The organism is Xanthobacter albus (genome assembly GCF_043194895.2).
GTDB lineage: Bacteria > Pseudomonadota > Alphaproteobacteria > Rhizobiales > Xanthobacteraceae > Xanthobacter.
Genome location: NZ_CM195532.1, coordinates 1,183,256 through 1,208,497, shown reverse-complemented (window position 1 = coordinate 1,208,497; position 25,242 = coordinate 1,183,256). Strand labels below are relative to the sequence as shown.

Genomic DNA, 25,242 nt, shown 5'->3' with positions numbered 1-25,242 from the left:
AGACGAAACGCGGCGGGCCTGGGAAGGCGGGAGCGGGAAATGAATACCATCCCGAACCGTCCCCCGCGCGGGCACCGCTCCGGCCATGAACGCTTCGACCCGCCATCCGGCAACGCTCCCCCCCTCTCAACCTCTGCAAGATGGAGAGGGTGAGAAGGGCGCGGAAAACCTGACTCCGAAAGGCGATCCGCTGCGGCGCGCCCCATCCCAGCGGGCGAGCGACGGGAGCCGGTATCCGCGGGAATGATGCGGCAGGGACAGGACCGCACGCGCGGTGCAGGGCTTCGCCACGGCGCACGGCGCCCACCGGGAGCTGAAGGCCCGCCCGGCAGCCCGGATCGTTTTGGTGTTCTACGGAAACACTGAAACGATCCGGGCTCTTGCGATTACGCGTTTCCTTCACGCGAACCGGGGTTCACTTCGCTCGGAAACGCTCTCGCCGCCGCACGCGAGCGCCCCACGCGACGACATTCGCGTCACGCAAGCCTTCAGCCCGCCGGCCCCGGTCTTCGACCGGCATCAGTCGGGTGTCGGTCAAGTGCCGCACGGGCTGGACCAGAGACCCACGAGGCAGGCTCACGGGCTCTTGGCGTCACGGAACTCCGGGCGCGCGGGTGCAATCCCGGAGCGCAGGCCAACCCGGAACGCCCGCTCAGGGCATGGGGCGGCCGCGTTCCTGCATGCGGGTGAGCACGGCCTCGGGGCTGGCATAGGCCTCCTGCAGGTCCACGCTCCAATAGCGCAGGTCGTCGAGCGGAATGGCCTGGCCCGTCACCGCGCAGCGCACGAAGCTGCCGGGGCGCACGATGCGGAATTCCCCGTCGAGATAGCGCAGCTCCGCCTCGCCGATGGGCTCGGGGAAGCGTTCGAATCGGTTCATCACTTTGCGAAACGTCCTCAAGAGAGAACGAAAGCATAATCCGGCGCGCCCGCGCGCGAAAGAGGCCCACCCCGAAGGTGGCCCCGGCTGGGAGGTCCGGCCCATGGCGCGCCTCAGTCGAACAGGCTCGGTCCCGGGTCCGCCTTGCGCGGCCGGCGGGACGGGGCGCGGCGCGCGGGCGCGGCGGGGTCCGGTGCCTCCGCGCGGGGGGCGCCGCCCAGGGTCTCGGCCGCGATGCGCCCATCCGCGAACTCGATCTCGATGCGGGCGGCGGGCCCGAGCCCGGCGGCGCGGCGCACCGCCTGCCCCTGCGCATCGCGCACCAGGGCGAAGCCGCGCTCCAGCACGCCGTGGTAGGACAGGGCGCCGAGGAGCTGGGCAAGGCCATCGAGCCGCCGCCCCTCCTCCCGCAGCCGGCCCTCCACCGCGCGGCGGGCGCGCAGGCCGAAGGCGGCTACCCACTCGGCCCGGCGGGCGTTCAGCTCCCGCTGGGCACGCAGGTGGGCCGCGCGCGCCATGGCGAAGCCCTGCGCCGTGCCGCGCAGGCGTTCGCGCGCCTGCCGCAGTGTGGTCGCGGAGGCCCGTTCCAGCCGGCCGGAGAGATTTTCCACCCGCTCGCCCGCCCGCTCGAAGCGCCCCCGCAGGGTGAGCGGCGAGAGCCGGGCGCCCGCTTCCAGCAGCCGCAGGCGATGGGCCGCCGCATTGGCCTTGAGCGCGCGCGGCAGGCGATCGCCCACCGCATCGAGCCGCTGGCGGGGAATGGCGAACAGGTCCTCTTCCGTGGGCAGCAGGCGCGCGAGGGCGCGCAGGTCGGCCCGGCGGCGCTCCAGCATCCGCGCCGGCGCCACGGCGAGCCGGGCGCCGAGGCTTTCCACCCCCGCCACGAGATCGGATCGCACCGGCACCACCATCTCGGCGGCGGCGGTGGGGGTGGGCGCGCGCACGTCGGCGGCGAAGTCGATGAGGGTCACATCCGTTTCGTGGCCCACGGCGGCAACGAGGGGAATGGCGCTTTCCGCCGCCGCCCGCACCACCGCCTCATCGGAGAAGCCGAGCAGGTCCTCCAGCGAGCCGCCGCCGCGCGCCACCACGATCACGTCGGGCCGCGGCACGGGCCCGCCCGCTGGCAGGGCGTTGAAGCCGCGGATGGCGGCTGCGACCTCCGCCGCCGAGGTCTCGCCCTGCACGCGCACCGGCCACACCACCACCCGGCGCGGGAAGCGGTCCGCCAGCCGGTGCAGGATGTCGCGGATGACCGCGCCGGTGGGCGAGGTGACGACCCCGATCACCTGCGGCAGGAACGGCAGCTCCTGCTTGCGGGCGGGATCGAACAACCCCTCGGCCGCGAGTCGGCGCTTCCTCTCCTCCAGCATGGCCATGATGGCGCCGGCGCCGGCGAATTCGAGCGCCTCGATGACGATCTGGTAGCCGGACTTGCCGGGATAGGTGGTGAGCCGGCCGATGGCCACCACCTCCAGCCCCTCCTCCGGCCGCACGCGCAGGCGCTGGAAGGTGCCCTTCCAGATCACGGCGTCGAGCCGGGCGCCCGCATCCTTCAGCGAGAAATAGGCGTGACCGGAGGAATGCGGCCCACGGTATCCGGAAATCTCGCCGCGCACCCGCACATGGCCATAGGCGTCCTCCACCGTGCGCCTCAGGGCGGCGGAGAGCTCGGACACGCTCCATTCGGGCGCGTTGCCGCGCGCTTCGGGGACATCGACCATCGAATCATTCAACCGGAAATACGGGTCGCGAGCATAGCCCGCCACGCCCCTATGCGGCGAGCGCAGAGCGGAGGGTCTTGTATGCGCGCGCCCGAGCCGATAGCCAAGGGCCCGAAGAACAGCCCCAACGACCAACAACAAGACGCGAGGCGTGGAGGACCGATGAACATCCTGCTGCTCGGTTCGGGAGGCCGCGAGCATGCGCTCGCCTGGAAGCTGGCGCAGAGCCGCGAGATCGGGCAGTTCTATGCCATGCCCGGCAATCCCGGCATCGCCGAGCACGCGGAGCTGATCGAGGGCATCCCGCTCTCCGCCCACGACACGCTCGTCGCCTGGTGCCGGGACCACGGCATCGAGTTCGTGGTGGTGGGCCCCGAGGCGCCGCTGGTGGCCGGCCTCGTGGACCGGCTGCAGGCCGCCGGCATCCCCGCCTTCGGCCCCACCGCCGCCGCCGCCCGGCTGGAAGGCTCGAAGCTCTTCACCAAGGAGCTTTGCAAGGCCAACGGCATTCCCACCGCCGCGTTCGCCCGCTTCGACAATGCCGCCGCGGCCGCCGCCTACGTGAAGGCGCAGGGCGCGCCCATTGTGGTGAAGGCCGATGGCCTCATGGCGGGCAAGGGCGTGGTGGTGGCGCTCTCCGTGGACGACGCGGTGGACGCGGTGGAGCAGGTGTTCTCCGGCGGCGGCACCGAGGTTCTGGTCGAAGAGTTCATGGAGGGGGAGGAGGCGAGCCTGTTCGCCCTCGTGGACGGGGAAACGGTGGTGCCCTTCGGCAGCGCCCAGGACCACAAGCGCGCGTTCGACGGCGACCTCGGCCCCAACACCGGCGGCATGGGCGCCTATTCCCCGGCCCCGGTGCTCACCCCTGAGCTTGAGCACCGCGCCATCGAGGAGATCATCCGCCCCACGGCCCGCGCCATGGTGGCGGCCGGCACGCCCTATCGCGGCGTGCTCTATGCCGGCTTGATGCTCACCAAGGACGGGCCGAAGCTGGTGGAATACAATTGCCGTTTCGGCGATCCCGAGTGCCAGGTGCTGATGCCGCGCCTCGACAGCGACGTCCTCACGCTGCTGCACGCCACCGCCACCGGCCGCCTCGCGGAAGTGACGCCCGTCTGGCGCGACGTCTCGGCCATGACCGTGGTCTATGCCAGCCGCGGCTATCCCGGCCCGCACCAGACCGGCAGCGTCATCTCCGGCCTCGACAAGGCGGCGGGGGACGATGTGCTGGTGTTCCAGGCGGGCACGCGGCGCAAGGGCGCGAACATCGTCTCCAACGGCGGGCGGGTGCTGAACGTCACCGCCACCGGCGCCACCCTGGCCGAGGCGCGGGCCCATGCCTATGCCGCCATCGCACGCATCGACTGGCCGGACGGCTTCTACCGCTCCGATATCGGCTGGCGCGCCCTGAACCCCAAGCCGTGAGCGGGAGGCTCCCATGACCGCCGCGCCCCCGCCCGAAAAGGCTCCGCTGCCCACGCTCGACGACTTCCCCCTGAAGTCGTTCGACACCATCCGCTTCGGCGACACCGACAAGCAGGGCCACGTGAACAACGCGGTCTTTTCCAGCTACCTGGAGACCGGCCGCTCGCAGATGCTCATCGGCCCCGGCCACCGGGCGGCACCGGAGGGCTTCTCCTTCGTGATCGTGCGCCTGGTGCTGGACTACCGGGCCGAGATCATCTGGCCCGGCACGGTGGATATCGGCACCCGCGTGTCGAGCCTCGGCCGCAGCTCGGCGGGCATCGTCCAGGGCCTGTTCCAGGACGGCAAATGCGTCGCGACCGCGGACACGGTGCTGGTGCTGTTCGACCCGGTCGCCCGCCGCGCCGCCGAGCTGCCGCCGGAAAGCCGGGCGTTCCTCTCCCGCTATATGTGAGGGGGACGGCGCCCGTGCGGCGTGCCCTTTGCCCCGCCGCGATTGTGCTCTACTTAAGGGCGTCGTGCCTCCTCCAGAAGGAGGCGTAGCCGGAACGGTGCCGTGCGCCTTTTGCCTCTCGCCTTCACCCTTCTCGTCGCCATCGTGCTCGGGCTGGGCGTGACCCTGTTCATGGTCACCCATTCGCGCGGGCTGGACATGGTCGAGGCCGGGCCCTGGAGGGGCTGGCCGCGCTCCGGCACGGTGAAGGCCGATCCCTATGCCCGCGCCGCCGTCGCCCGCTCCGGCGAGCTGCCGCTGGAGCTGGCGGACGGCCTCATCTTCCTCGCCACCACCGACGACAAGGGCCAGCCCATCGACGGCCGCTGCGAGACCCGCATCACCGGACGGCTGCCCCAGGCACGGCTGTGGACCCTCTCGCTGATGGACGAGGAAGGCCGCTTCATTCCCAACGACGCGGAACGCTATGGCCTCACCAGCGCCGAGGCCCTCTACAATGCCGACGGCACGCTGGAGGTGCGCCTCTCCCCCCGCGCGCGACCGGGCAACTGGCTGCCCACCGGCGCACGCGGGCGGCTGCAGGTGGCGCTCCGGCTCTATGACGCGCCTTTCTCCTTCGCGTCGGGCGCGGGCGATGCCACCACCGTGCTGCCGCACATCGCGCAGGAGGCCTGCCCGTGAGCCTGTTCGACACCTTCAGCCTGCGCCTGCCCCCTCGCGGCCCGGCGGGCAGGCGCGACGGCGGCTGGCTCTCCCGCCAGCTCGCGCGCGTCAACTGGCTGTGGCCGGCGGGGCTGCTGCTGCCCATCGCCATGGCGCTGGTGCTGGCGGGCATCGCGCATATCGTGTCCATCCTCGCCATGCCCTCGCTGGCGGAGAACAACGCCTTCGCGCGCCTGTCCGAGATCGCCGACAGCAATGAGATGAAGCTGCTGGCGGACCCCTCGCCCAACGCGGCGGCGCTGCCCATGCAGGACCCGGCCTTCATCTCCGCCGTGTGCCTCTATGATCTCAACGACAAGCCGCTGAAGGTACGGGTGCCGGCCACGGCCGATTATACCTCCGTGTCGTTCTACACGGACGAGGGGCTCGCCTTCTACGCCCTCTCCGACCAGGCGGCGGGCAAGGTGATCGAGCTCGACCTCATGAACGCCGACCAGAAGGCCGCCCTGCCCGAGGACGAGGAAATCACGGCGGCGGACCGGCTGGTGATCGAATCGCCGTCGGAGGAAGGCATCGTGCTGGTGCGCGCCCATGTGCCCCAGCGCGGCATGCGCGAGATGGTGCGTCGCCAGCTCGAAGCGGCAAGCTGCACCCCCGCCGGCTGAGGCCGTAGCGGAGTAGCGCATCTCGGCGTGATGTCCTTACGGAGCAACTCTGTGCCAGCCGGCGTCCTGCCCGGTTGGCCGCGCCATGCGTCGTTTCGGCCCTGCTCACGCGCGCAGCCGCCCGCCCATGCCCGCGCGCCGGGGATGTCTCAGTGGCGGCGGCCGGCCGGCCCTGCGCCGCGCGGCGCGCGGGTGGAGCGGACGAGGTCGAGGCGAACAGGCGCATCCGCGCCCGCAGGCCGGGGGGCTTCGGCGGGAACATCCGTGTGGCGCTCGATTCGCACCACCGGCAGGATGACGATCTTCGGCCCGGAGAGTTCCGCCCGCCGGTGGTCGGAGGCGGCGCGTGCCGCCATGTCCCGCGCCGAGGGAAACGCTATGACAGTGCTCATGCCCCTGGTCCTCCAGTGCGACAGCCATGACCACAACGTCGATCGCGCCCTTATGGTTTCACGAAGCTTAACGGCCCGTTAACGATCCCCCTGCGGCAGCTCATGCCAACGGACGTGAGCCTGGCTCATGGGCCTTTGCTGACATCCGCGCGGCGCTTGAACGAGATCCACCTGCAATCAAAGCCCGCCCGTCAGCCCCCTGGCGCCGGCCAGGGACCGGGGCGCACAGCATCCGGGCGCAGACGCGGCGGAAGCCGGCCTCACGGCGCCATGAGGTCCAGGAAATGGCGGCCCTGGCGGTCCTCGATCTCCACCAGCCAGAGGTCCGGGTCGAAACGGATCTCCTTCGCCATGCGCGCGTCGGCGTCCGCCTCCGAGCTGCCCGGCGGCACCAGCACGCGGAACAGGCGATCGGCGGGCATGGCCTCGTCGAAGACGGTCTGGGGCGCGGGGCCGTAGAGGGCGGCGGTGCCGTCCATGGGCGTGACCTTCACGAACACCGCGCCCGCCTCCTCGGCGCCGCGCCGCCCGATCACGCCGAACGCGCCCTCCACCTGGGCGCGCCGCAGCAGGGCGGAAACGAAGATGCCGCTCTTGAGGCGCATGGCTCAGTTGATCGCGAGGCCGGAGATGAGGCTGAGCTCGCGCACCAGCGCCTCGCTCACCTCGCCGTCCACGGGCAGCCGGCGGTCGCGCTCGAAGCGGCGGATGGTCTCGCGCGTCTCCAGGTTCAGCGCGCCGGTGGCCTTGAGCGGGCCATAGCCGAGCTTCGAGAGCGCGCGCTGCACGGCCGCCACCCGCGCCGAGGCGGGCACGTCCGCCGGCGGGCGGATGGCATCGGCGGAGCCGGGCACCGTCATGGGGCCGGTGGCGGCGAGCGGGCCCACCTTCAGCGGCGGGCGCAGGCTGGACACCGGTCGCGGCGCGGCGATGGCGCCGGCCGCCGCCTCGTCGGCGCTCACGGGCTTGAGCTGGGTGGTCATGCCGGTGACGGACGTCTTGGAGGCGAGGTAGCCGAGCGCGCCGTTGGTCTCGCCGCCGGCACCGGCGCCACGGGCGCCGGGATTCGCCTGCGGCAGCGGCACGGAGAGGGGAATGGAGGTGCTGTGCACCGCCTTGCCCTTGTCGCCGACCGCGGCGGCACCCGCCGCGCCCGGCGCGGTGAGGACGGCGTGCTGCGGCGGCGCCTGCATCAGCAGGGCGTTCGCCGCCACGGCGCCGCCGGCCGCCACCACCACCGCCGCCACCAGGACATCGAGCAGCCGCAGGCGATTCCCACCGCGCGGAGGCGGCGGCGCGAACAGCCCGGAGGCGGCGCCGAGGGAAGGAGCGGCGGAAAGCGCCGGCGCGGTATCGAGCTTCATGCCATCCTCCTGGCGCGGATCTCGGCGGCGCGGCGCACGGGGAATGCGGCGACCACGTCGCCCTCCCGCCCCTCGCCGCGCACGGGGTCTTCGGCCGCGGCGCCTGCGGGCGCGAGCGGCAGGGTCACGGTAACGGTGGTGCCCCGTCCGGGCGCGCTGTCCACCCGGAAGGTGCCGTCGTGCAGCTTCACGAGGCCCTTCACCACCGCGAGGCCGAGGCCGCTGCCGCGGGCGCGCTGCGCCACCTCGCCGGTCTGGAAGAAGGGCTCGCCCAGGCGGGCCACGTCCTCCGGCCGCATGCCGGGGCCGGTGTCGCGCACGCGGAGCGACAGGCGCCCCTCGCGGCGGCGCGCGGTGAGCTGCACCCGCCCGCCCTCGGGCGTGAACTTCACGGCATTGGACAGGAGGTTGAGCACGATCTGCCGCAGCGCGCGGCGGTCGGCGCGCACCTGCGGCAGCGCCGGGGGCACCAGGGTGCGCACCGCCACGCCCTTGCGCGCGGCGTCGAGGCCCACCATCTCGCCGCAGCCGGCCACCAGCTCGGCCATGTCGATGGCCTCCGGCTCCAGCGCATAGGCGCCGGCCTCGACGCGGGAGAGGTCGAGGATGTCGTTGACGAGCCCCAGCAGGTGCTGGCCGCTCTCGTGGATGATGCGGGCGTATTCCGCCTTGCGGGCCTCGTCGAGCGGGGCACCGGTGTCGGTCGCCAGCATTTCGGAGAAGCCGAGGATGGCGTTGAGCGGCGTGCGCAGCTCATGGCTCATGGCGGCGAGGAAGCGGCTCTTGGCCGCGTTGGCCTCCTCCGCGTCGGCGCGGGCGCGGGCCTCCTCCTCCACCTTCTGGGAGGAGACCTTCATCTCGCGCCAGATGAGCCGCGCCCGGCCCTCTGCGGCAGGAAGGCAGCGCAGCTCCAGCGGCAGGAAGGCGCTGCCGGCGGCCTCCGCCGAGCAGCACAGGCGTACGTCGCAGGCCACGGGCCGGCGCTCCTGCGCCGCCACCCGCACCGCCGACATGAAGGCCGGCCGGTCCGCCACCAGCACCCGGCCGAACAGGCCCGGCCCCTTCAGCGCCTCGCGCGGGGTGCGGGCGAACGCGCCGCCCTGGCTCTCCACCCGCACCAGGTCGCCCTGGGCATCATGCAGGCTCACCAGCACCGCGCCGGCGCTCAGCTCGGCGGCGGAAACGCCACGCGCGGCGCGCGCCACGCCCGCCGCCATGGCCGCGAGCGCCCCGCACAGGAGCCCCGCCGCCAGCAGCGAGAGGGCATCGCCGGGCTCGCCCGCGAACAGGCCCACGGCCTGGGCGACCAGCACGACGCCCGCGCTCGCCAGCGCCGCCGTCCCGAGCACGCCCAGCACCACCGCCATCACCCGGCCGAGCACGGCCAGGCGCGGCAGGCCCTCGGCCTCGGCCTGCGACGCGGCGGCAGGCGCGGAAGCGACATCGCCGAACCCCTCGAAACCGCGTGGCCGCACCATGTTCCTCTCAACCGCCGGCATGGGAGCGAACGGCCCCCTGTTGTGTCGTGGAATGGGCGCACTCTGGCACGCGAGGCTTTAAGCGAACGCTAAGCCCGGCCGCGCCCGCCGGGCCGAGCGTTAACGATGTCTTGAAAAGACGCGGTGCGCGCGCGGCGCGGAGAGGCTACGGACCGCCGCACCGGTGGTACGTTCGCCATGCGTGCGGCATCGGGCACGAAAGGGACCGCGAGGCGGCCTTCCGCGATGTCGGCGCGCCGGCCGGGCGAGAGGACCGGACCGCATGATCTGAAGAGGGCGCCATGTTCTTCCTGCTGCGTATGGCCTTCTGGATCTCCCTGGTGCTCCTGCTGCTCCCGCTCGGCTTGAAGGGGACCAGCGGGCAGGACGTGAGCGTGTTCGACGCCTTCGGCGCGGTGCAGGCGGTGGTGGCCGACGCGCGCGGCTTCTGCGCCCGCCAGCCCGAGGCCTGCGCCGTGGGCGGGCAGATGGCGACCCACCTCGCGGAGAAGGCCCAGGCGGGCGCCAAGTGGATCTCCGATACCCTGGCCGCGCGCGAGAGCACCCCCGCCCCCGCCGCAGAACCGGCCGCCGCCGGGACCCAGGCTCTCTCACCCCAGTCCCTCACCCCGCAGGATCTCGCCCCCGGCTGGGGCGGCGGCGAGAAGGTGCAGCCGGCGGCCGCGCCCCAGGGCGTGCCGGTGCCCGCCAAGCGGCCGAGCTGAGCCCGCTCCCCCACGTCCGCAGTCTGTCCGCCCCTCCCGTCCCCGCGGCCCGCGCCGCGGGGAGGTTCCTTTTGCCCCATCGGGCCCATCGCGATATGCTGGATGTGCATTGCATCGCACGCCGCCCCGCGGCGCCCATTGCTCGACCATCCACAGGCCCGGCGCATTGGACGAAGGGACCGATTTCATGACCACCAAGGACGACCTGATCTCCGATTTCGAATTCCTGGACAATTGGGAAGACCGCTACCGCCACGTGATCGAGCTGGGCAAGGCGCTTCCGCCCTTCCCCGAATCCGAGCGCAACGAGACCAACAAGGTGCAGGGCTGCGCCAGCCAGGTGTGGCTCATCGGCGCCCTGAAGACGACGCCCAAGGGCACCGTGCTCGAATTCCAGGGGGATTCCGACGCCCATATCGTGAAGGGCCTCGTGGCGGTGCTGCTCACCCTCGTCTCCGGCCACAGCCCCCAGGAAATCCTGGAAACCGACATTCTCGGCATCTTCCGCCAGATCGGGCTCGAAGGGCATCTGACGCCCCAGCGCTCCAACGGCCTGAGGTCCATGGTGGAGCGCATCCGCGGCCACGCGCGCGCGGCCCTCGCCACCGCCTGATCCGGAGCGAAAGGCGGCGGGCGCATCGGTGCCCGCGCCCGGTTCCCGCCTCGCCACCCTCGCCCGCCCGGCCGCGATGATGCTATCCACGCGGCTCGGCCGCCGCAGCGCCTGCGCGCCGCAACCGGACGAGGGAGGACAAGCCGTGCATCATCCGCGTCGTGCCCTCCTTTTCGGCCCCGCGCGGAAGCCGCGGCCCGCGCCGTTCGATCCCGGACGAACGGCGCGATGAGCGAGGTGCCGACGGCGGAGACCGCCGCCCGGAGCGGCGCAACGCGCGGAAGACGGCGGCGGTGGGCCCTGGGCCTCGGCGCCATCGCCCTGGCGGCGAGCCCGCTGCTGGCGCTCGCGCTGCGGCCGCCGCCGGCCGCGACCGGCCCCGCTCTCGCACCTGCTTTGGCGCCGGGCGTCATCGCCCGGCAGAACGCGCCCGCCGGAACAGTGGCCGAGACCGCCCCCGCGCCGGAAGCCGAAGACCTTGCCGGAGCCGCCGCGCCGGCCGGCCCCTGCCCGCGCGATGCGTTGCCGGCGGACCAGCGCAGCCGCTGCCTGCATGAAACCATCCGCGCCAGCGAGCAGGCGCTGGAAGCCGGGATGGCGAACGCCCTGCGCGCCATCGACGCGCGCTCGGATCTCGCCCCGGTGCAGCGCAACCGCTGGAAGGACCTGCTGGAGGAAGCCCAGTCGCGCTTTCTCCTCTACCGAAACTTCGACTGCCAGAGCGTCGCGCCCTTCGAGGGGCGGCGGGGAATCGGCAATTTCGAGGAGCGGGCGCTATGCCTCATCGGCGCCAACACGCGCCGGGCGGAGGCGCTCGCCGCCCGCTACCCGCCTCCGGCCGCCGCGCCTGCGGGCACTGCCCCGGCGGACGGCCCGCAGCCGAGGCCCGCCAGCTGGACCCACCCCTCCCCGCCGCCGCTCGACTGATCCTCCGGCACCGGGCCCGCGGAGGAACCACGAGAAAAGCCCAAGACCCTTCGGCGCGCCCCGCGCCCGGCCGGAAAGGGAGCCCAAACGAAAACGTCCCCGCGCCTGCGACAGGCACGGGGACGCTCGCGAGAACGAATGACGATGGGCCCGACCGAAGCCGGACTCATGAAGGCACCGCGCGCAAGCCCCCTTGGCCTCAGGCGGCCACGAGGTCCTGCTTCTCCGCCACGGTGGAATCGGCATTGAGGCGGTAGACGATGGGCGCGCCGGTGGCCAGCTCGCGCTTCAGGATGGTGTCGGGCGTGTGCCGTTCCAGCACCATGATGAGGGCGCGCAGCGAGTTGCCGTGGGCGGTCACCAGCGTGCGGTTGCCGCGCAGCACGCTCGGCAGGATCTCCTGCACGTAATAGGGCAGCACGCGGGCCACCGTGTCGCGCAGGCTCTCGCCGCCGGGCGGGGGCACGTCGTAGGAGCGGCGCCAGGCGTGCACCTGCTCCTCGCCCCACTTGGCGCGGGCGTCGTCCTTGTTGAGGCCGGAGAGGTCGCCGTAATCGCGCTCGTTGAGGGCGAGGTTCCGCACCGGCTCCAGCGCGCCCTGGCCCATCTCGCCCAGGATGAGGGCGCAGGTGGTCTGGGCGCGGGTAAGCGCGGAGGTGAAGGCGGCGTCGAACACGAGGCCCTGCGCCTTGAGCAGGGCGCCGGCGCGCTTGGCCTCCACCACGCCCTGCTCGGTCAGCGCCGGATCGCGCCAGCCGGTGAACAGGTTCTTGAGGTTCCACTCGCTCTGTCCGTGGCGGACGAGCACGAGGATACGGTCGGACATCAAAAGCTCCGAAGGCGTTCAGAAGTCGGAAAGGCCGAGCACGTCGGCCATGGAATGAAGGCCCGGTGCGCGGCCCTTCACCCAGCGCGCCGCCACCAGCGCGCCATGGGCGAAGATCATGCGGTCCTCGGCCTTGTGCACCAGCTCGATGCGCTCGGCGGGCCCCGCGAAGATGACCGCGTGCTCGCCCACCACCGAGCCGCCGCGCAGGCTGGCGAAGCCGATGGCGCCGCTCTTGCGCGCGCCGGTCTGCCCGTCGCGGCCGCGCTCGGACCATTCGTCGAGATCGCGATGGCGGCCCGCGGCGGCGGCCTCCCCCAGCAGCAGGGCGGTGCCAGAGGGCGCATCCACCTTCTTGTTGTGGTGCATCTCCAGGATCTCGATGTCGAAGCTCTCGTCGAGGGTCGCCGCCACCCGGCGGGTGAGGGCCGCGAGCAGGTTGACCCCGAGGCTCATGTTGCCGGACTTCACGATGGGAATGCGCCGCGCGGCCTCCACCAGCACCGCCTGGTCGGCGGCGGAAAAGCCGGTGGTACCGATCACCATGGCCACCCCCGCCTCGGCCGCAGCGCCGGCGAGCCGCACGGAAGCGGCGGGCGAGGAGAAGTCCACCACCACATCGGCATGGGCGAGCACCGCGGCGAGGCCCTCGGCATCGCTCGCCACCGGCAGGCCGAGGGCGGGAAGGCCCGCCACCACCCCGGCATCCGAACCGATATGAGCACTTCCAGCGTGCTCCAGGGCGCCGGCCAGCGCCAGCCCCTTCTGCTCGCCGATGGCCTTGATGAGGGTGCGGCCCATGCGGCCGCCGGCTCCGGCGATGACGATGCGCAGATCGGTCACGGGCATGCTCCCAGGAAAGGCGCCGGCCGGCTCACAGGGACGGCTGCTTGCCGGCGTGGCCGGAGATGATGATGAAGTCACCCTCGGCCGCGAGCCTGCGACGGGCGAAGGCCTGCTGATAGGCGAAGGAGTGGTAGCACGCCTTCGCGCTGGCGAGGTCGGGGAAGGCGATGACGATGTACAAAGAGCGCCCCTTGCCCTCCACCACCGTGCTGCGGCCGCCGCGCGCCAGGAACCAGCCGCCGAACTCCGCCAGTGCCTTCACATTGGCGGCGCGGTACGCCTCGTAGGCGACGGGGTCGGTCACGTCCATGCGCACCATCCAGTAGCCGCGGGGGAACTGGGGGCTGCTCGGGGCGGGCGGCTCGGCGCCCGGCTGCTCGCCGTCATAGCCTTCGACGATGGCGAGATCGGTGATGGCGCAATCGCCCCGCAGGGCGGCGACGCGCTGGTATTCCGGAGAACGGTAGGCGGCCAGCGCCGCCTCGTAGGAGGGCCATTCCACGAGCACGTTGCGGTGGCGCTTGATGCCTTCCATGTGCTCGAAATCGCCGCCGGCGACCAGGATCTTGGCCTTGTGCCCGGCCAGAAAGGTCACGTTGGCGTGGGCATAGGTGATGAAATCGACCGGATCGATCGCGTCCACGTTGATGAACCAATATCCCTTGGCCATGCCTGCCCCCCTCTCCCTCATCACGCCCCGGCGAGCTCGGACAGGATCTGAATCGCAGCTTCCCGAGGGTCGGGAGCTGCGATGATCGGCCGGCCCACCACGATCATGTCCGCCCCGGCGGCCAGCGCCTCGGCCGGGCTCGCGATGCGCTTCTGGTCGCCCACGTCGGCGCCGCGCGGGCGCACGCCGGGGGTCACCACGAGGCGGTCGGCCCCCAGGACGGCGCGCACCATGGCGGCATCGGTGGGGGCGCAGATGACGCCGGCCACCCCGGCCGCCCGCGCATCCCCCGCGCGGCGGCGCACGGTGTCGCTCACGCCCGCGGCATAGCCGGCGGCGGCGAGGTCGGCGTCGTCATAGGAGGTGAGGACGGTCACGCCCAGCACCTTCAGCGGGCTGCCGGCGGCGCCGCGGGCGGCGGCGGCCAGCGTCTGCGGATAGGCATGGACGGTGAGCAGGCTGATGCCGCGGGCGGCGGCGGCGGCGGTGGCGCGCTCCACCGTGTTGCCGATGTCGTGCAGCTTCAGGTCCAGGAACACCTTCTTGCCGGAGCCGATGAGGTCGGCGGCGAGATCGAGCCCGCCGGCGATGGTGAGCTCCAGCCCGATCTTGTAGAAGGAGACGTCGTCGCCGAGCTGCCACACCAGCGCTTCGGCGGCGCCCACGTTGGCGTAGTCCAGGGCCACGATGAGGCGCTCGCGCGCCGCGGCCAGACCGGCCCCGCCGCCCTGCTGATCCTCGCCTGAAAGCGCTGCGCTCATGGCCTCTCCTCAATGGCGCCGGCGGGCCCCGCGCGGCGGGGCGCCGCCGCGTCGCCCGATCCTTCTACCGGTTGCAGGAGGCGTAGCCGCCGAAACGGCGGGAGGCAAGCGGCCGCGCCGGAAATCCGGCGCGCGCGGCCTCACGGCCGGTGGTAGACCCACACGCGCGCCGGCGGGATGTTCATCCACACCCGCGGCGAAACCTTGCCCTCGATCCGCCCCGGCACCAGCGGCACCGGAGTGACGACCGCATAGGTGAACTGGACGAAGGGCGCGCCGGGCACCGAAAGGTCGAACGCCTCGTTGACCATGCGGTGGCGCTCGGGCTGCGGCATGGTGAACAGCGGCAGCGAGGAAATGGTGCCCACCGCCTTGCCGGGAAGCTGGTCACCCAGGGTCTTGCGCATGGCGTAGGCATCGCCGTGGATGACCGTGACGCCGGGGTAGCGGCGGCGCAGCAGGGCGCAGAACTCGGGATTGTACTCGATCAGGAACAGCCGCTCGGGGGCGAAGCCGCGCGCGAGCAGCGCCTTGGTGACCGGCCCCGTGCCCGGCCCGAGCTCGATCACCGGGCCGTCCTGGCGGGGATCGAGATAGCTCGCCATCATCTTGGCGAGGCCTGGGCTGGAGGGGGAAACCGCGCCGGTCTTCAGCGGGTTGCGAAACCACGACTGCAGGAAGCGAACCTCGTCGTTGAGGCCCGGCTTGAAGGCGGATTTGCGCGGCTCTCGGGAATGCAGCATCAGTGGCACCTCTGGCGCCCGGTCATCGAAGGAATGTCAGGCGATTAGACGGGAAAGGGAGAATGGTCAAGGCTGGCTGCCGCGGCGCAGCACCCCATGGAGCAGGCTGTCGAGCGCCGATTCCAGAAGCTCCTCTTCCGGAAGCTGCAGGAAGGCGGAGCAGGTGAGGCGCAGGCTGACGATGCCGTGCAGCAGCACCCACAGGTTGATGGTGAGCGCCGCCGGATCGCCCTCCGCACGCAGGCGTCCGGCCGCGGCAAGCTCGCCGAACACCCCGGCCAGAAGCGCGAAGGCGGAAGCCCCCGCCTCGTCCTTGCCGCCCAGCGCGCTGGCCGCGAAGCCCGGTTCCATGAAGATCAGGCGGTAGGTTTCCGGCTCCTCGCGGCCGAAGGTGATGTAGGCCCGCCCCAGCGCCGCGAGCCGCGCCAGCGGGTCCTTCTCCGCTGCCGCCCGCTCCAGCCGGGCATGAAGGGAGCGCATGCCAGCCCCGCCCAGCTCGCGGGCGATGGCCTCCCGGCTCTCGAAATGCAGGTAGAGCGCGGCCGGAGAATAGCCCACCTCGGTGGCGATGCGCCGCATGGTGAGCGCCGGAAACCCCTCCTCCAGCACGATATGCCGCGCCGCCGCCAGGATGCGCGCGCGCGCATCCTCCTTGCGCCGGGCACGCGGGCTCGCGCACGGGGCCGCCGGGTCGCATGCTGGGGATTCGCTCGCCCGGGTGTCATTCACCACGAGGTCCTTCGCCACGGGCTCCTTCACAAAAGGCTCCTTGGACTGCTTGACATAAACGACGTTCATATTATGAACAGTGTTCAGTGAACGTTGTTCAGGAGATGGTTTATGCCTGCCGCCGCCCTCACGCAAGCCGACGCTCCCGCCCCTCTCGCGCGCACGGCCCTCCTGGGCGCCACCGGAGCCATCGGCGCCAGCATCGCCACCGCCCTGTCCGCCGCCGGCACGCCCTTCGCGGCGGTGGGGCGCGATGCCCCCGCCCTCGCCGCCCGTTTCGGCGGCCTCGCCGGCGCCGAAACGCGGGTATGGGACCCCGCCGACGTGGCAGGCATCCGCGCCGCCGTGCGCGGCATGGACACGCTGGTCTACCTCGTGGGCGTGCCTTACGATTCCTTCCAGCTTCACCCGGAGCTGATGCGCCGCACGCTGGAGGCGGCTGAGGCGGAGGGCGTGCGCCGCCTGCTGCTCATCGGCACCGCCTATCCCTTCGGCCGCCCGCGCGCGGCGCGGGTGGACGAGAGCCACCCGCGCGAGCCGCACACCTTCAAGGGGCGCATGCGCAGGGAACAGGAGGACCTGGTGATGGAAGCCGGGGCGCGCGGCCGCATCGCCACCACCATCCTGCGCCTGCCGGATTTCTACGGGCCGGGCGTGGAGCGCAGCTTCCTCGCCGACATCTTCGCCGCCGCCGCGAGCGGACGCCGGGCCAAGGTGGTGGGGCCCATCAACACGCCCCACGAATTCGTCTTCGTGCCGGATGTGGGGCCGGTGGTGTGCGCGCTGCTGGAAACCGGGGGCGCGTTCGCGCCCGCCTACAACCTCGGCGGTGCCGGGACCATCACCGTGCGCGCCGTCGCCGAGCAGGCCTTCATGCTGGCGCGGCGCAACCCGAGCCTGTTCGTGGCGAACAGGACGCTGCTGCGCCTCGCCGGCCTGTTCGATCCGGTGATGCGCGAGCTGGTGGAGATGCACTATCTGGTGAGCGACCCGGTCGTCCTCGACGACACCGCGCTCGAAGCGCGCATCGGGCCGATCCGCAAGACGTCGTATGCGGAGGGCATCGCCCTTTCCATGGACGAAGCCCGGCGCGCCCGGCGCCGGGCCTGAGGGGCGTTCAGGCGCCCTCGCCGGTGGTCCCGGTGGCGCTGCCGGTCGCGCCCTGGAAGAACTCCTTCACCTTGGCGAAGAAGCCGGTGGACTCCGGATGGGTCTCCCCCGAGCACTCCTTGTCGAACTCCGCGAGCAGCTCCTTCTGGCGCTTGGTAAGCTTCTGCGGGGTTTCCACCACCACCTGCACATACATGTCGCCGAAGTTGCGCGTGCGCAGGATGGGCATGCCCTTGCCGGTGAGGCGGAAGCGCTTCTGCGACTGGGTGCCCTCGGGGATCTTCACCTTGGTCTTGTCGCCGTCGATGGTGGGCACCTCCACCTGCCCGCCGAGGGCGGCCGTGACCATGGAGATGGGCACGCGGCAATAGAGGTCCGCCCCCTCGCGCTGGAAGAAGGGGTGCGGCTCCAGCGAAAGGAAGATGTAGAGGTCGCCCGCCGGCCCACCGCGCACGCCGGCCTCGCCCTCGCCGCCGAGGCGGATGCGGGTGCCGTCCTCGACGCCGGCCGGGATCTGCACCGAGAGGGTGCGCTCGCGCGTCACGCGGCCCGCGCCGCCGCAGGCGCCGCACGGGTCCTCGATGACGGAGCCGCGGCCCTGGCAGCTCGGGCAGGTGCGCTCCAGGGTGAAGAAGCCCTGGGCGTGGCGGATCTTGCCGGCGCCGCCGCAGGTGCGGCAGGCCTTGGGCGCGGTGCCGGGCTTGGCACCGGAGCCGTTGCACGCCTCGCAGGTGATGGAGGTAGGGATCTTGATCTGCGCGGCCTTGCCGGAGAACGCCTCCTCGAGGGTGATCTCCATGTTGTAGCGCAGGTCCGCCCCGCGCCCGCGCGCCTGGCCGGGGCGCGCGCCGCCGCCGCCACGGCCCATGGCGCCGCCGAACAGGTCATCGAAGATGTCCGCGAAGGAAGAGGCGAAATCGGAGCCGAAGCCGGGGCCCGCCCCGCCGCCATTCTCGAAGGCGGCATGGCCGAAGCGGTCATAGGCGGCGCGCTTCTGGGGGTCCTTGAGGATCTCGTAGGCCTCGTTGACCTCCTTGAAGCGGATCTCCGCGTCCGCATCGCCCTGGTTGCGATCCGGGTGCCACTTCATGGCCAGCTTGCGGTAGGAGGCCTTGAGCACCGTCTCGTCGGCGCCGCGGTCGCAGCCGAGAATCTCGTAAAAATCGCGCTTGGCCATGCTCACTCTTCACCCGCCGCAACCGGCACTGGGCCGCGGTCCGTCCCGCAGGTCCGCCGGGCCTCGAACGAGGGCGGGGCGGAAGCGGGGAGGCGCCGGAGCAGGGCGCCGCGGACCGGCGGTCACGTTCTCATCGGTCGCTGCGGCCCGGCGCCGGTCGAAGCACGGGGCGGCACAGGGGCCGTGCCGCAGCGGTTGAAACAACAGTCCCCGCCCCCTTGCGAGGGCGGGGCGGCGGCGGGCGCGGACGCCCGCCATTCCCATCGTCAGGCCGACTTCTTCTTGTCGTCGTCCACTTCGGTGAACTCGGCATCCACCACGTCGTCCTGGGGCTTGGAGGCGCCCGCCTCCTCGCCGCCGCCCTGCTGGGCCGCGTACATGGCCTCGCCGAGCTTGAGGGAGGCCTGCGCCAGGGTCTGGGTCTTGGCCTCGATGGCCTCGACATCCTCGCCCGAGAGCACGCCCTTCAGGTCTGCGATGGCGCTCTCGATGGCGCCCTTCTCGGTGGCGCCGATCTTGGTGCCATGCTCGGAGAGCGCCTTCTCGGTGGAGTGCACCAGCGCCTCGCCGTGGTTCTTGGCCTCGGCCAGGGCCTTGCGCTTCTTGTCCTCGGCCGCGTGGGCCTCGGCATCCTTGACCATCTTCTCGATGTCGACGTCATTCAGGCCGCCCGAGGCCTGGATGCGGATCTGCTGCTCCTTGCCGGTGCCCTTGTCCTTGGCGGAAACCTGCACGATGCCGTTGGCGTCGATGTCGAAGGTCACCTCCACCTGCGGCACGCCGCGGGGCGCCGGCGGAATGCCGACGAGGTCGAACTGGCCGAGGATCTTGTTGTCCGCCGCCATCTCGCGCTCGCCCTGGAACACGCGGATGGTCACCGCGGTCTGGCCATCTTCCGCCGTGGAGAACACCTGGCTCTTCTTGGTGGGGATGGTGGTGTTGCGGTCGATGAGGCGGGTGAACACGCCGCCGAGCGTCTCGATGCCCAGCGACAGCGGGGTCACGTCGAGCAGCAGCACGTCCTTCACATCGCCCTGGAGCACGCCGGCCTGGATGGCGGCGCCGATGGCGACCACCTCGTCCGGGTTGACGCCCTTGTGGGGCTCCTTGCCGAAGAACTGCTTCACCACTTCCTGGACCTTGGGCATGCGGGTCATGCCACCCACCAGCACCACCTCGTCGATCTGCCCGGCGGAAAGCCCGGCATCCTTGAGGGCGAGCCGGCAGGGCTCGATGGTGCGCTGGATGAGCTCTTCCACCAGCGCCTCGAACTTGGCGCGGGTGAGCTTCATGGTCAGGTGCTTCGGCCCGGAGGCGTCGGCGGTGATGAACGGCAGGTTGATCTCGGTCTGGGCGGCGGACGAGAGCTCGATCTTGGCCTTCTCGGCGGCTTCCTTCAGCCGCTGGAGGGCGAGCTTGTCGCCGCGCAGGTCGATGCCCTGCTCCTTCTTGAACTCGTCGGCCAGGTAGTTCACCAGCCGCATGTCGAAGTCTTCGCCGCCGAGGAAGGTGTCGCCGTTGGTGGACTTCACCTCGAACACGCCGTCGCCGATCTCCAGCACCGACACGTCGAACGTGCCGCCGCCGAGGTCATAGACCGCGATGGTGCCGGCCGACTTCTTGTCGAGGCCATAGGCGAGCGCGGCCGCGGTGGGCTCGTTGATGATGCGCAGCACCTCGAGGCCGGCGATCCTGCCGGCGTCCTTGGTGGCCTGGCGCTGGGCATCGTTGAAGTAGGCGGGGACGGTGATGACCGCCTTCTCCACCTTCTCGCCCAGGTACGACTCGGCGGTCTCCTTCATCTTCTGCAGGATGAAGGCGGAGATCTGCGAGGGCGAATACTTCTTGCCGTCGGCCTCCACCCAGGCGTCGCCGTTGTCGGCGCGCACGATGTGGTAGGGCACGAGGCCCTTGTCCTTGGCCACGGTGGGATCATCGAAGCGGCGGCCGATGAGGCGCTTCACCGCGAAGAAGGTGCGCTCCGGATTGGTCACGCCCTGGCGCTTCGCGGGCTGGCCGACGAGGCGCTCGCCGTCCTCAGTGAAGGCGACGATGGACGGCGTGGTGCGCGCGCCCTCGGCGTTCTCGATGACTTTCGGGGACGAGCCCTCCATCACCGCAACGCACGAATTGGTGGTGCCGAGGTCGATACCGATGATCTTGGCCATATAGTTTCTCCTTGCCGGCAGACCGGCCGGGCCCTTGCGGCACCCGCCTGGGACGGCCGCGGGCCCCTCCCGCAACCAGTCCGCCGGCCCCCTTTCGCTTGAAATTGGGGTTCGTCGCGAAAACGACGATCGAGGCGGATATAGGGGGGGTGATTTGGCGCCGCAAGGCGTGGTAGCAGGCCGATGCGCCCTTTTTCACGCTCCCGCGAGGATGATGCCCCGATGCCGCCCGCGTCCGCTTCCCGCCCTGCCGGAATCCCGCCCCGCGCCGCCGCCGACCGCGCGGTTCTCCTCGCCGTGGACCTGCAGGTGGACTTCCTGCCGGGCGGTGCCCTGGCGGTGCCCGGCGGCAACGAGGTGGTGCCCCTGGCCAACCACGCCGCGCTCTCCTTCCGCAATGTCGTGCTGACCCAGGACTGGCACCCGGCGGACCATGTCTCCTTCGCCGCCAGCCACCCCGGCAAGGCGCCCCACGACACCATCACCCTGCCCTACGGCGAGCAGGTGCTGTGGCCGGTCCACTGCGTGCAGGACAGCATCGGCGCCCGCTTCGCCACCCGGCTGGAGATTCCCCACGCCCAGCTCATCATCCGCAAGGGCCACCACCGGGACATCGACAGCTACTCCACCTTCTACGAGGCGGATCGCACTACCCCCACCGGCCTCACCGGCTACCTGCGCGAGCGGGGTATCGACACGGTGTATCTGATGGGCCTCGCCACCGACTTCTGCGTGGCGTGGTCGGCGGTGGACGCGGCGCGTCACGGCTTCACCACCTATGTGGTGGAGGACGCCTGCCGCGCCATCGACGTGAACGGCTCCCTCGCCCGCGCCTGGGCGCAGATGAACGCCGCCGGCGTCAGGCGCGCCCGCCTCGACGAGATCGCGGCCTGATATCCCCGGCCCGGTCCCTGACCGGCGCCGGGTGCGGTTCGCGCACAGGCGTTCTTCGTTTCGACGCCGCGCAGCCCTGCCCCAAGGGCCCGTGAGATCGGGCCCATCGGAAAGGCTCGCGGGCCTTTGGAAGGAGCGCCCGCGCCCTCACATTTCGGCGGCGGTCATCCAGCCCATGGCGGCACCGGTGGCATCGGTGACGATGGCGATGCGCCCCACGCCGGGGATCTCGAACGGCGGGCGGATCACGTGGCCGCCATTCTCCTCCAGCAGCTTCAGCCGGGTGTCGAGATTGTCCACGTTGATGTAGGGAAACCAGTGGGGCGGCACTTCCGGCGGCAGGATGTCGGTCTTGTCCATGAGGCCGGCCACAGGCTCCTCGCCGAGGTGGGCCACATAGTAGCTGTGCGGTCCGTCGGTCGGCATCTCGGTGAACGACCAGCCGAGCGTGGCGGAATAGAAGGCCTTGGCCTTCTCCACGTCGTCGGTCATCAGCTCGTTCCAGTAGAATTTGCCGTGCTGGGCCATGGGCGTGTTCCTCCTTGTGGCCAGCCTCCTCTTTACAGTATCGCAGCGGCGGCGGCTTCACCCCATTTCGAGCGTCCACGGGCGCGTGTAAGTTCTTCGGCCAGCAAAGGCACCCCATCCGCCCACCGGAGGACGCAGTGGCCGCACCTCTCGCGCTCGCGCCCGGCGCGCTCTGGTTTCCCGGCGCCTTCGGGCCGGCGGAGCAGGAGGCGCTGCTGGCCGATGTCCGCGCGGTAATTGCTCAGGCGCCCCTGTTCACCCCCACCATGCCGCGTACCGGCCAGGGCTTTTCCGTGCGCATGAGCAATTGCGGGCCGCTCGGCTGGGTCTCGGACGCGAGCGGCTACCGCTACCAGGCCTTCCACCCGGATACCCGCGCCCCCTGGCCGGCCCTGCCCGCGCGGCTCCAGGAAGCCTATGCCCGGTTCGGAGGCCACGGCGCCCCGGCTGAGGCTTGCCTCATCAATTATTACGCCCCCGACGCCCGCATGAGCCTGCACCAGGACCGCGACGAGGCGGACCTCACGGCGCCCGTGGTCTCCATTTCCCTGGGGGACACCGCCTTGTTCCGCCTGGGCGGTGCCGCGCGCTCCGGGCCCACGCGCTCCATCCGCCTCGCCTCGGGCGACGTGTTCGTCCTTTCGGGGGAGAGCCGCCTCGCCTTCCACGGGGTGGACCGCATCCTCGGCGGCTCCTCGCGGCTGCTGGCGGAGGGCGGGCGCTTCAACCTCACCCTGCGGCGGGTCACCTGCCCGGCGTGAGCGGCGGCCGCCCGGGCAGCGGATGGCGGGATTTGGCCATTCGTGCCACCCTGGCGCGAAATCCCGCCGGGCCGATTCGCCCCGTCCGCGCGCCCGGCCGTCTGAAGGGGAGCCTTTGCCATGCTTCGTGGCCTGCTGCGCCGTGGACCCAGGGGGCTCGCCGCCCTGAGCCTCTCGGCCCTGATGCTCGCGTTCGCCGCCGCCACCGCCCTCGCGGGGGAGGTGCTGTTTCCGCGTGGCGCCGTGGTGGGGCTCGCCCCGCCCGCCGGCATGGTGGAAAGCTCCACCTTCTCCGGCTTCGAGGACCGCGCCCGCAACGCCTCCATCCTGATCGTGGACATGCCGGCGGAGGCGTACGAGCAGCTTGAGAAGGGCTTCACCGACGAGGCGCTCGCGGCCAAGGGCATCACGGTGGAATCCCGCGGGCCCTTCACGCTCCAGGGCGCCAAGGGCTACCTCGTCACGGGCACGCAGACCGCCGGCCCCTTCCGCGTGCGCAAGTGGATCCTGCTCGCCGGCAATGACATCGCCACCGCCCTCGTCACCGCGCAGGTGGCCGAGACCGATTCCGCCGCCGTGCCCGACGCGGACGTGCGCGCCGCCCTCGCCACCCTCTCCTTCCGCACGCCGGAGGCGCAGGTGGCGGCGCTGCCCTTCACCCTCACCGATCTCGCCGGCTTCCGGGTGGTGCGCACCTTCGGCGGCGCCACGGTGATGCTCACCGACGGGCCGAAGAATGTGGTGGAGGGCGCGGAGCAGCCCTATTTCGTGGTCTCCGTGGCCCCCGGCGCCCCGCGCGAGGACGAGCGGCGCCAGTTCGCCATGCGCGCCCTCTCCACCCTTTCGGGGCTGAAGGACATGCGCCTGGAGCGGGCGGAGCCGCTGCGCATCTCCCAGATTCCCGGCTTCGAGGTGATGGCCCAGGCGGTGGACATCAAGACCGGCGAGCCGGTGAAGATCGTGCAGTGGCTACGCTTCGGCCAGACCGGCCACATGCGCATGGTGGGCATCGCCAAGCTCGACGCCTTCCCCGAAGCCTATACCCGCTTCCGCGCCATCCGCGACGGCATCGACGCGCGATAGATCGTTTCCGTGTTTCAGGGAGACACGGAAACGATCTATCCTCTTGCGATTATGGGCCGCCTTCACGCGATCCGGGATCCGCTTCGCTCGGAAACACCCTGAGCGCGCGCCGCCCCACCCTCAGGCCACCTTGATGTCGGCGAGGAACTTGCGCACCTCGCCGTTCAGCACGTCGAGCTGGCTGGCGAGATCGGAGGCCGCCGCGAACACGCGGGTGGCGGCGCTGTTCGATTCGGTCATGGCGTCGGTGACCCGGTGGATGCTGGAGGAAACCTCCGTGGTGCCCTGGGAGGCATCGTGGATGTTCCGCGCGATCTCGCGGGTGGCGTTATCCTGCTGGCGCACCGCGGCGGCGATGGATTCGGTGACCTTGTCGATGGTGCCGATGGTGCTGGAAATGCCCTCTATGGTGATGAGGGTGGCCTCGGTATCGGCCTGGACGGTCTCGATCTGGGAGCGGATGTCGGCAGTGGCCCTGCCGGTCTGCTCGGCGAGCTGCTTCACCTCGTCCGCCACCACCGCGAAGCCGCGGCCCGCCTCGCCGGCGTGGGCGGCCTCGATGGTCGCGTTCAGGGCGAGCAGGTTGGTCTTGCCCGCGATCTCGCTGATGAGGCCGACGATGCTGCCGATGCGGCCGGTGGCCTCCGCCAGGGTCTTCACCTTCTCGCTCGCCTGCCCCACATCGACCACCGCGCGGGAGGAGACCTCGGTGGACTGGACCACCTGGCGGCTGATCTCCCGCACCGAGGCGGACAGTTCCTCGGTGGCGGCGGCGACCGTCGCCACGTTGTTGGAGGCCTGCTCGGAGGCTGCCGCCACCGACTGGGAGCGGGTGGAGGTCTCCTCCACGAAACGCGTCATGCCCTGGGCGGTGGCGTGCAGGTCGGCCACCGAGGACGACACCAGCGAAACCACCGAACCCACCGAGGCCTCGAACGACTGGGCGAGGCGCGCGAGGGTCGCGTGCCGGTCGCGCAGGCCGGCCTGCAGGTAGACGTGGATGGCGAGGTCCATGTCGAGGATCGCCACCCGGATCACCGCCGTCTGGAGCTTCAGCGCGTGCTCCGCCTTGCGCCGCGCGAACAGGGAACGGCCGAGGTCGCCGCCGATAGCCGCCACAAGATGGCTGATGAGGAAGCTGTAGCCGCCGATGTACCAATGGGGGTCGAGGCCGAGCTTGTTGTGCATCTCGCCGATGCGCGTAACGGAGGCCTCGTATTCCTGGTCGAACCGCGCATCCAGGATCACGCCCCAATGGGTGATCTGCATGCTCTTCGCGCGCTTCATCTGCTCCGGCCCACCGAAGAAGCGCCGCGTCTCCGCGAGAGCGCCCACATGCGTGTAAAACCGGTCCAGAACTTCATCCAGAAGATGGAGAACCTCTTCCTTGGACGACTTCAACAAAGAGACAGTTTCTGCATCGATAAGATTGAAATTCAACCTGTCGCGCATATTCAGATCGGACGACATATCAATCCTCACCCTGCCTCCGCCATCGGCAGGAAAACGAAACACGATTTCTTCAAGTCACGACGCTGCTCGACGCCCCGCGCAAGGCGAACCACGGCGCAGAACAAAACACTCCAGCGCCAACGCAATAACAGGATGAGGCGCGGAGATATAAACCTAGCACACC

General features: G+C 71.1%; 27 protein-coding genes. 11 read left to right on the top strand and 16 right to left on the bottom strand.

The window, feature by feature from the left end; all coding sequences use genetic code 11:
* Window positions 1-652: 652 nt before the first annotated feature.
* Both V5F75_RS05375 and xseA read right to left on the bottom strand, forming a co-directional pair.
* On the bottom strand, window positions 653-880 hold the full coding sequence (locus V5F75_RS05375) for a DUF2093 domain-containing protein (RefSeq protein WP_394033447.1): 228 nt from the start codon (window positions 878-880) through the stop codon (window positions 653-655).
* Between the two features lie 113 nt (window positions 881-993).
* Window positions 994-2,604, bottom strand: a complete 1,611-nt coding sequence (xseA, locus tag V5F75_RS05370) for an exodeoxyribonuclease VII large subunit (protein WP_394033446.1) — start codon at window positions 2,602-2,604, stop codon at window positions 994-996.
* 162 nt (window positions 2,605-2,766) lie between these two features.
* Between xseA and purD the strand changes: the two genes are divergently transcribed.
* The 4 genes from purD to V5F75_RS05350 all read left to right on the top strand — a co-directional run bounded on the left by purD (window position 2,767) and on the right by V5F75_RS05350 (window position 5,811).
* Window positions 2,767-4,029: a phosphoribosylamine--glycine ligase gene (purD, locus tag V5F75_RS05365; protein WP_394033445.1), complete on the top strand. Its 1,263-nt coding sequence runs from the start codon at window positions 2,767-2,769 to the stop codon at window positions 4,027-4,029.
* Between the two features lie 13 nt (window positions 4,030-4,042).
* Window positions 4,043-4,483 carry an acyl-CoA thioesterase gene (locus V5F75_RS05360; RefSeq protein ID WP_394033444.1) on the top strand — a complete coding sequence of 147 codons (441 nt, stop codon included), beginning with the start codon at window positions 4,043-4,045 and terminating at the stop codon, window positions 4,481-4,483.
* Between the two features lie 102 nt (window positions 4,484-4,585).
* Window positions 4,586-5,164 carry a DUF1214 domain-containing protein gene (locus V5F75_RS05355; protein ID WP_393989829.1) on the top strand — a complete coding sequence of 193 codons (579 nt, stop codon included), beginning with the start codon at window positions 4,586-4,588 and terminating at the stop codon, window positions 5,162-5,164.
* A complete protein-coding gene (locus tag V5F75_RS05350; protein WP_394033443.1) occupies window positions 5,161-5,811 on the top strand; it encodes a DUF1254 domain-containing protein in 651 nt (216 codons plus the stop codon). The genes V5F75_RS05355 and V5F75_RS05350 overlap by 4 nt, the downstream gene beginning before the upstream one ends.
* Window positions 5,812-5,960: 149 nt before the next feature.
* Here the strand turns inward: V5F75_RS05350 and V5F75_RS05345 are convergent, their stop codons facing one another.
* The 4 genes from V5F75_RS05345 to V5F75_RS05330 all read right to left on the bottom strand — a co-directional run bounded on the left by V5F75_RS05345 (window position 5,961) and on the right by V5F75_RS05330 (window position 9,045).
* Complete coding sequence (locus V5F75_RS05345) at window positions 5,961-6,203, bottom strand: hypothetical protein (protein ID WP_394033442.1); 243 nt, start codon at window positions 6,201-6,203, stop codon at window positions 5,961-5,963.
* A 260-nt stretch (window positions 6,204-6,463) separates the two neighbouring features.
* Entirely contained in the window at window positions 6,464-6,808 is a 345-nt protein-coding gene (locus V5F75_RS05340; RefSeq protein ID WP_394033441.1) for a DUF1491 family protein, read from the bottom strand.
* Between the two features lie 3 nt (window positions 6,809-6,811).
* The gene (locus tag V5F75_RS05335; protein ID WP_394033440.1) at window positions 6,812-7,567 is read right to left on the bottom strand and encodes a peptidoglycan-binding domain-containing protein; all 756 of its coding nucleotides are present in this window, start codon (window positions 7,565-7,567) and stop codon (window positions 6,812-6,814) included.
* On the bottom strand, window positions 7,564-9,045 hold the full coding sequence (locus V5F75_RS05330) for a sensor histidine kinase (protein ID WP_394033439.1): 1,482 nt from the start codon (window positions 9,043-9,045) through the stop codon (window positions 7,564-7,566). Before V5F75_RS05330 ends, V5F75_RS05335 begins: the two co-directional genes overlap by 4 nt.
* 302 nt (window positions 9,046-9,347) lie before the next feature.
* Here V5F75_RS05330 and V5F75_RS05325 point away from each other — a divergent pair, with 302 nt between their 5' ends.
* The 3 genes from V5F75_RS05325 (at window position 9,348) to V5F75_RS05315 (ending at window position 11,310) form a co-directional block, all read left to right on the top strand.
* Complete coding sequence (locus V5F75_RS05325) at window positions 9,348-9,770, top strand: DUF5330 domain-containing protein (protein WP_394033438.1); 423 nt, start codon at window positions 9,348-9,350, stop codon at window positions 9,768-9,770.
* A gap of 187 nt (window positions 9,771-9,957) precedes the next feature.
* On the top strand, window positions 9,958-10,383 hold the full coding sequence (locus V5F75_RS05320) for a SufE family protein (protein ID WP_394033437.1): 426 nt from the start codon (window positions 9,958-9,960) through the stop codon (window positions 10,381-10,383).
* A 228-nt stretch (window positions 10,384-10,611) separates the two neighbouring features.
* Window positions 10,612-11,310, top strand: coding sequence for a lysozyme inhibitor LprI family protein (locus tag V5F75_RS05315; RefSeq protein WP_394033436.1), 699 nt, complete (start codon window positions 10,612-10,614; stop codon window positions 11,308-11,310).
* A gap of 199 nt (window positions 11,311-11,509) precedes the next feature.
* On the opposite strand, the gene V5F75_RS05310 is transcribed toward V5F75_RS05315, so the two are convergent.
* The 6 genes from V5F75_RS05310 to V5F75_RS05285 all read right to left on the bottom strand — a co-directional run bounded on the left by V5F75_RS05310 (window position 11,510) and on the right by V5F75_RS05285 (window position 15,954).
* Window positions 11,510-12,136, bottom strand: coding sequence for a 2,3-bisphosphoglycerate-dependent phosphoglycerate mutase (locus V5F75_RS05310; protein WP_394033435.1), 627 nt, complete (start codon window positions 12,134-12,136; stop codon window positions 11,510-11,512).
* 18 nt (window positions 12,137-12,154) lie between these two features.
* On the bottom strand, window positions 12,155-12,979 hold the full coding sequence (gene dapB / locus V5F75_RS05305) for a 4-hydroxy-tetrahydrodipicolinate reductase (protein ID WP_394033434.1): 825 nt from the start codon (window positions 12,977-12,979) through the stop codon (window positions 12,155-12,157).
* 31 nt (window positions 12,980-13,010) lie between these two features.
* Complete coding sequence (locus V5F75_RS05300) at window positions 13,011-13,652, bottom strand: DUF1330 domain-containing protein (RefSeq protein ID WP_394033433.1); 642 nt, start codon at window positions 13,650-13,652, stop codon at window positions 13,011-13,013.
* Between the two features lie 20 nt (window positions 13,653-13,672).
* Window positions 13,673-14,413 carry an orotidine-5'-phosphate decarboxylase gene (gene pyrF / locus V5F75_RS05295; RefSeq protein ID WP_394033432.1) on the bottom strand — a complete coding sequence of 247 codons (741 nt, stop codon included), beginning with the start codon at window positions 14,411-14,413 and terminating at the stop codon, window positions 13,673-13,675.
* A gap of 140 nt (window positions 14,414-14,553) precedes the next feature.
* Window positions 14,554-15,156 carry a class I SAM-dependent methyltransferase gene (locus tag V5F75_RS05290; protein WP_394033431.1) on the bottom strand — a complete coding sequence of 201 codons (603 nt, stop codon included), beginning with the start codon at window positions 15,154-15,156 and terminating at the stop codon, window positions 14,554-14,556.
* Between the two features lie 66 nt (window positions 15,157-15,222).
* A complete protein-coding gene (locus V5F75_RS05285; protein WP_394033430.1) occupies window positions 15,223-15,954 on the bottom strand; it encodes a TetR/AcrR family transcriptional regulator in 732 nt (243 codons plus the stop codon).
* 42 nt (window positions 15,955-15,996) lie between these two features.
* On the opposite strand from V5F75_RS05285, the gene V5F75_RS05280 reads away from it, so the two are divergent.
* Window positions 15,997-16,995: an NAD-dependent epimerase/dehydratase family protein gene (locus tag V5F75_RS05280; protein WP_394033429.1), complete on the top strand. Its 999-nt coding sequence runs from the start codon at window positions 15,997-15,999 to the stop codon at window positions 16,993-16,995.
* Between the two features lie 7 nt (window positions 16,996-17,002).
* Here the strand turns inward: V5F75_RS05280 and dnaJ are convergent, their stop codons facing one another.
* A complete protein-coding gene (gene dnaJ / locus V5F75_RS05275; protein WP_394033428.1) occupies window positions 17,003-18,172 on the bottom strand; it encodes a molecular chaperone DnaJ in 1,170 nt (389 codons plus the stop codon).
* A 266-nt stretch (window positions 18,173-18,438) separates the two neighbouring features.
* Window positions 18,439-20,340 carry a molecular chaperone DnaK gene (gene dnaK, locus V5F75_RS05270; protein WP_394033427.1) on the bottom strand — a complete coding sequence of 634 codons (1,902 nt, stop codon included), beginning with the start codon at window positions 20,338-20,340 and terminating at the stop codon, window positions 18,439-18,441.
* A 222-nt stretch (window positions 20,341-20,562) separates the two neighbouring features.
* Here dnaK and pncA point away from each other — a divergent pair, with 222 nt between their 5' ends.
* Window positions 20,563-21,234, top strand: a complete 672-nt coding sequence (gene pncA, locus V5F75_RS05265; protein ID WP_394033426.1) for a bifunctional nicotinamidase/pyrazinamidase — start codon at window positions 20,563-20,565, stop codon at window positions 21,232-21,234.
* 147 nt (window positions 21,235-21,381) lie between these two features.
* Here pncA and V5F75_RS05260 read toward each other — a convergent pair whose 3' ends face one another.
* A complete protein-coding gene (locus tag V5F75_RS05260; protein WP_394033425.1) occupies window positions 21,382-21,762 on the bottom strand; it encodes a VOC family protein in 381 nt (126 codons plus the stop codon).
* Between the two features lie 137 nt (window positions 21,763-21,899).
* Between V5F75_RS05260 and V5F75_RS05255 the strand changes: the two genes are divergently transcribed.
* Together V5F75_RS05255 and V5F75_RS05250 are read left to right on the top strand one after the other, a co-directional pair.
* On the top strand, window positions 21,900-22,523 hold the full coding sequence (locus V5F75_RS05255) for an alpha-ketoglutarate-dependent dioxygenase AlkB (RefSeq protein ID WP_394033424.1): 624 nt from the start codon (window positions 21,900-21,902) through the stop codon (window positions 22,521-22,523).
* A gap of 120 nt (window positions 22,524-22,643) precedes the next feature.
* Window positions 22,644-23,606: a hypothetical protein gene (locus V5F75_RS05250; RefSeq protein ID WP_394033423.1), complete on the top strand. Its 963-nt coding sequence runs from the start codon at window positions 22,644-22,646 to the stop codon at window positions 23,604-23,606.
* Window positions 23,607-23,726: 120 nt separating this feature from the next.
* Here the strand turns inward: V5F75_RS05250 and V5F75_RS05245 are convergent, their stop codons facing one another.
* Entirely contained in the window at window positions 23,727-25,058 is a 1,332-nt protein-coding gene (locus V5F75_RS05245) for a protoglobin domain-containing protein (protein ID WP_394033647.1), read from the bottom strand.
* Between the last annotated feature and the right edge of the window lie 184 nt (window positions 25,059-25,242).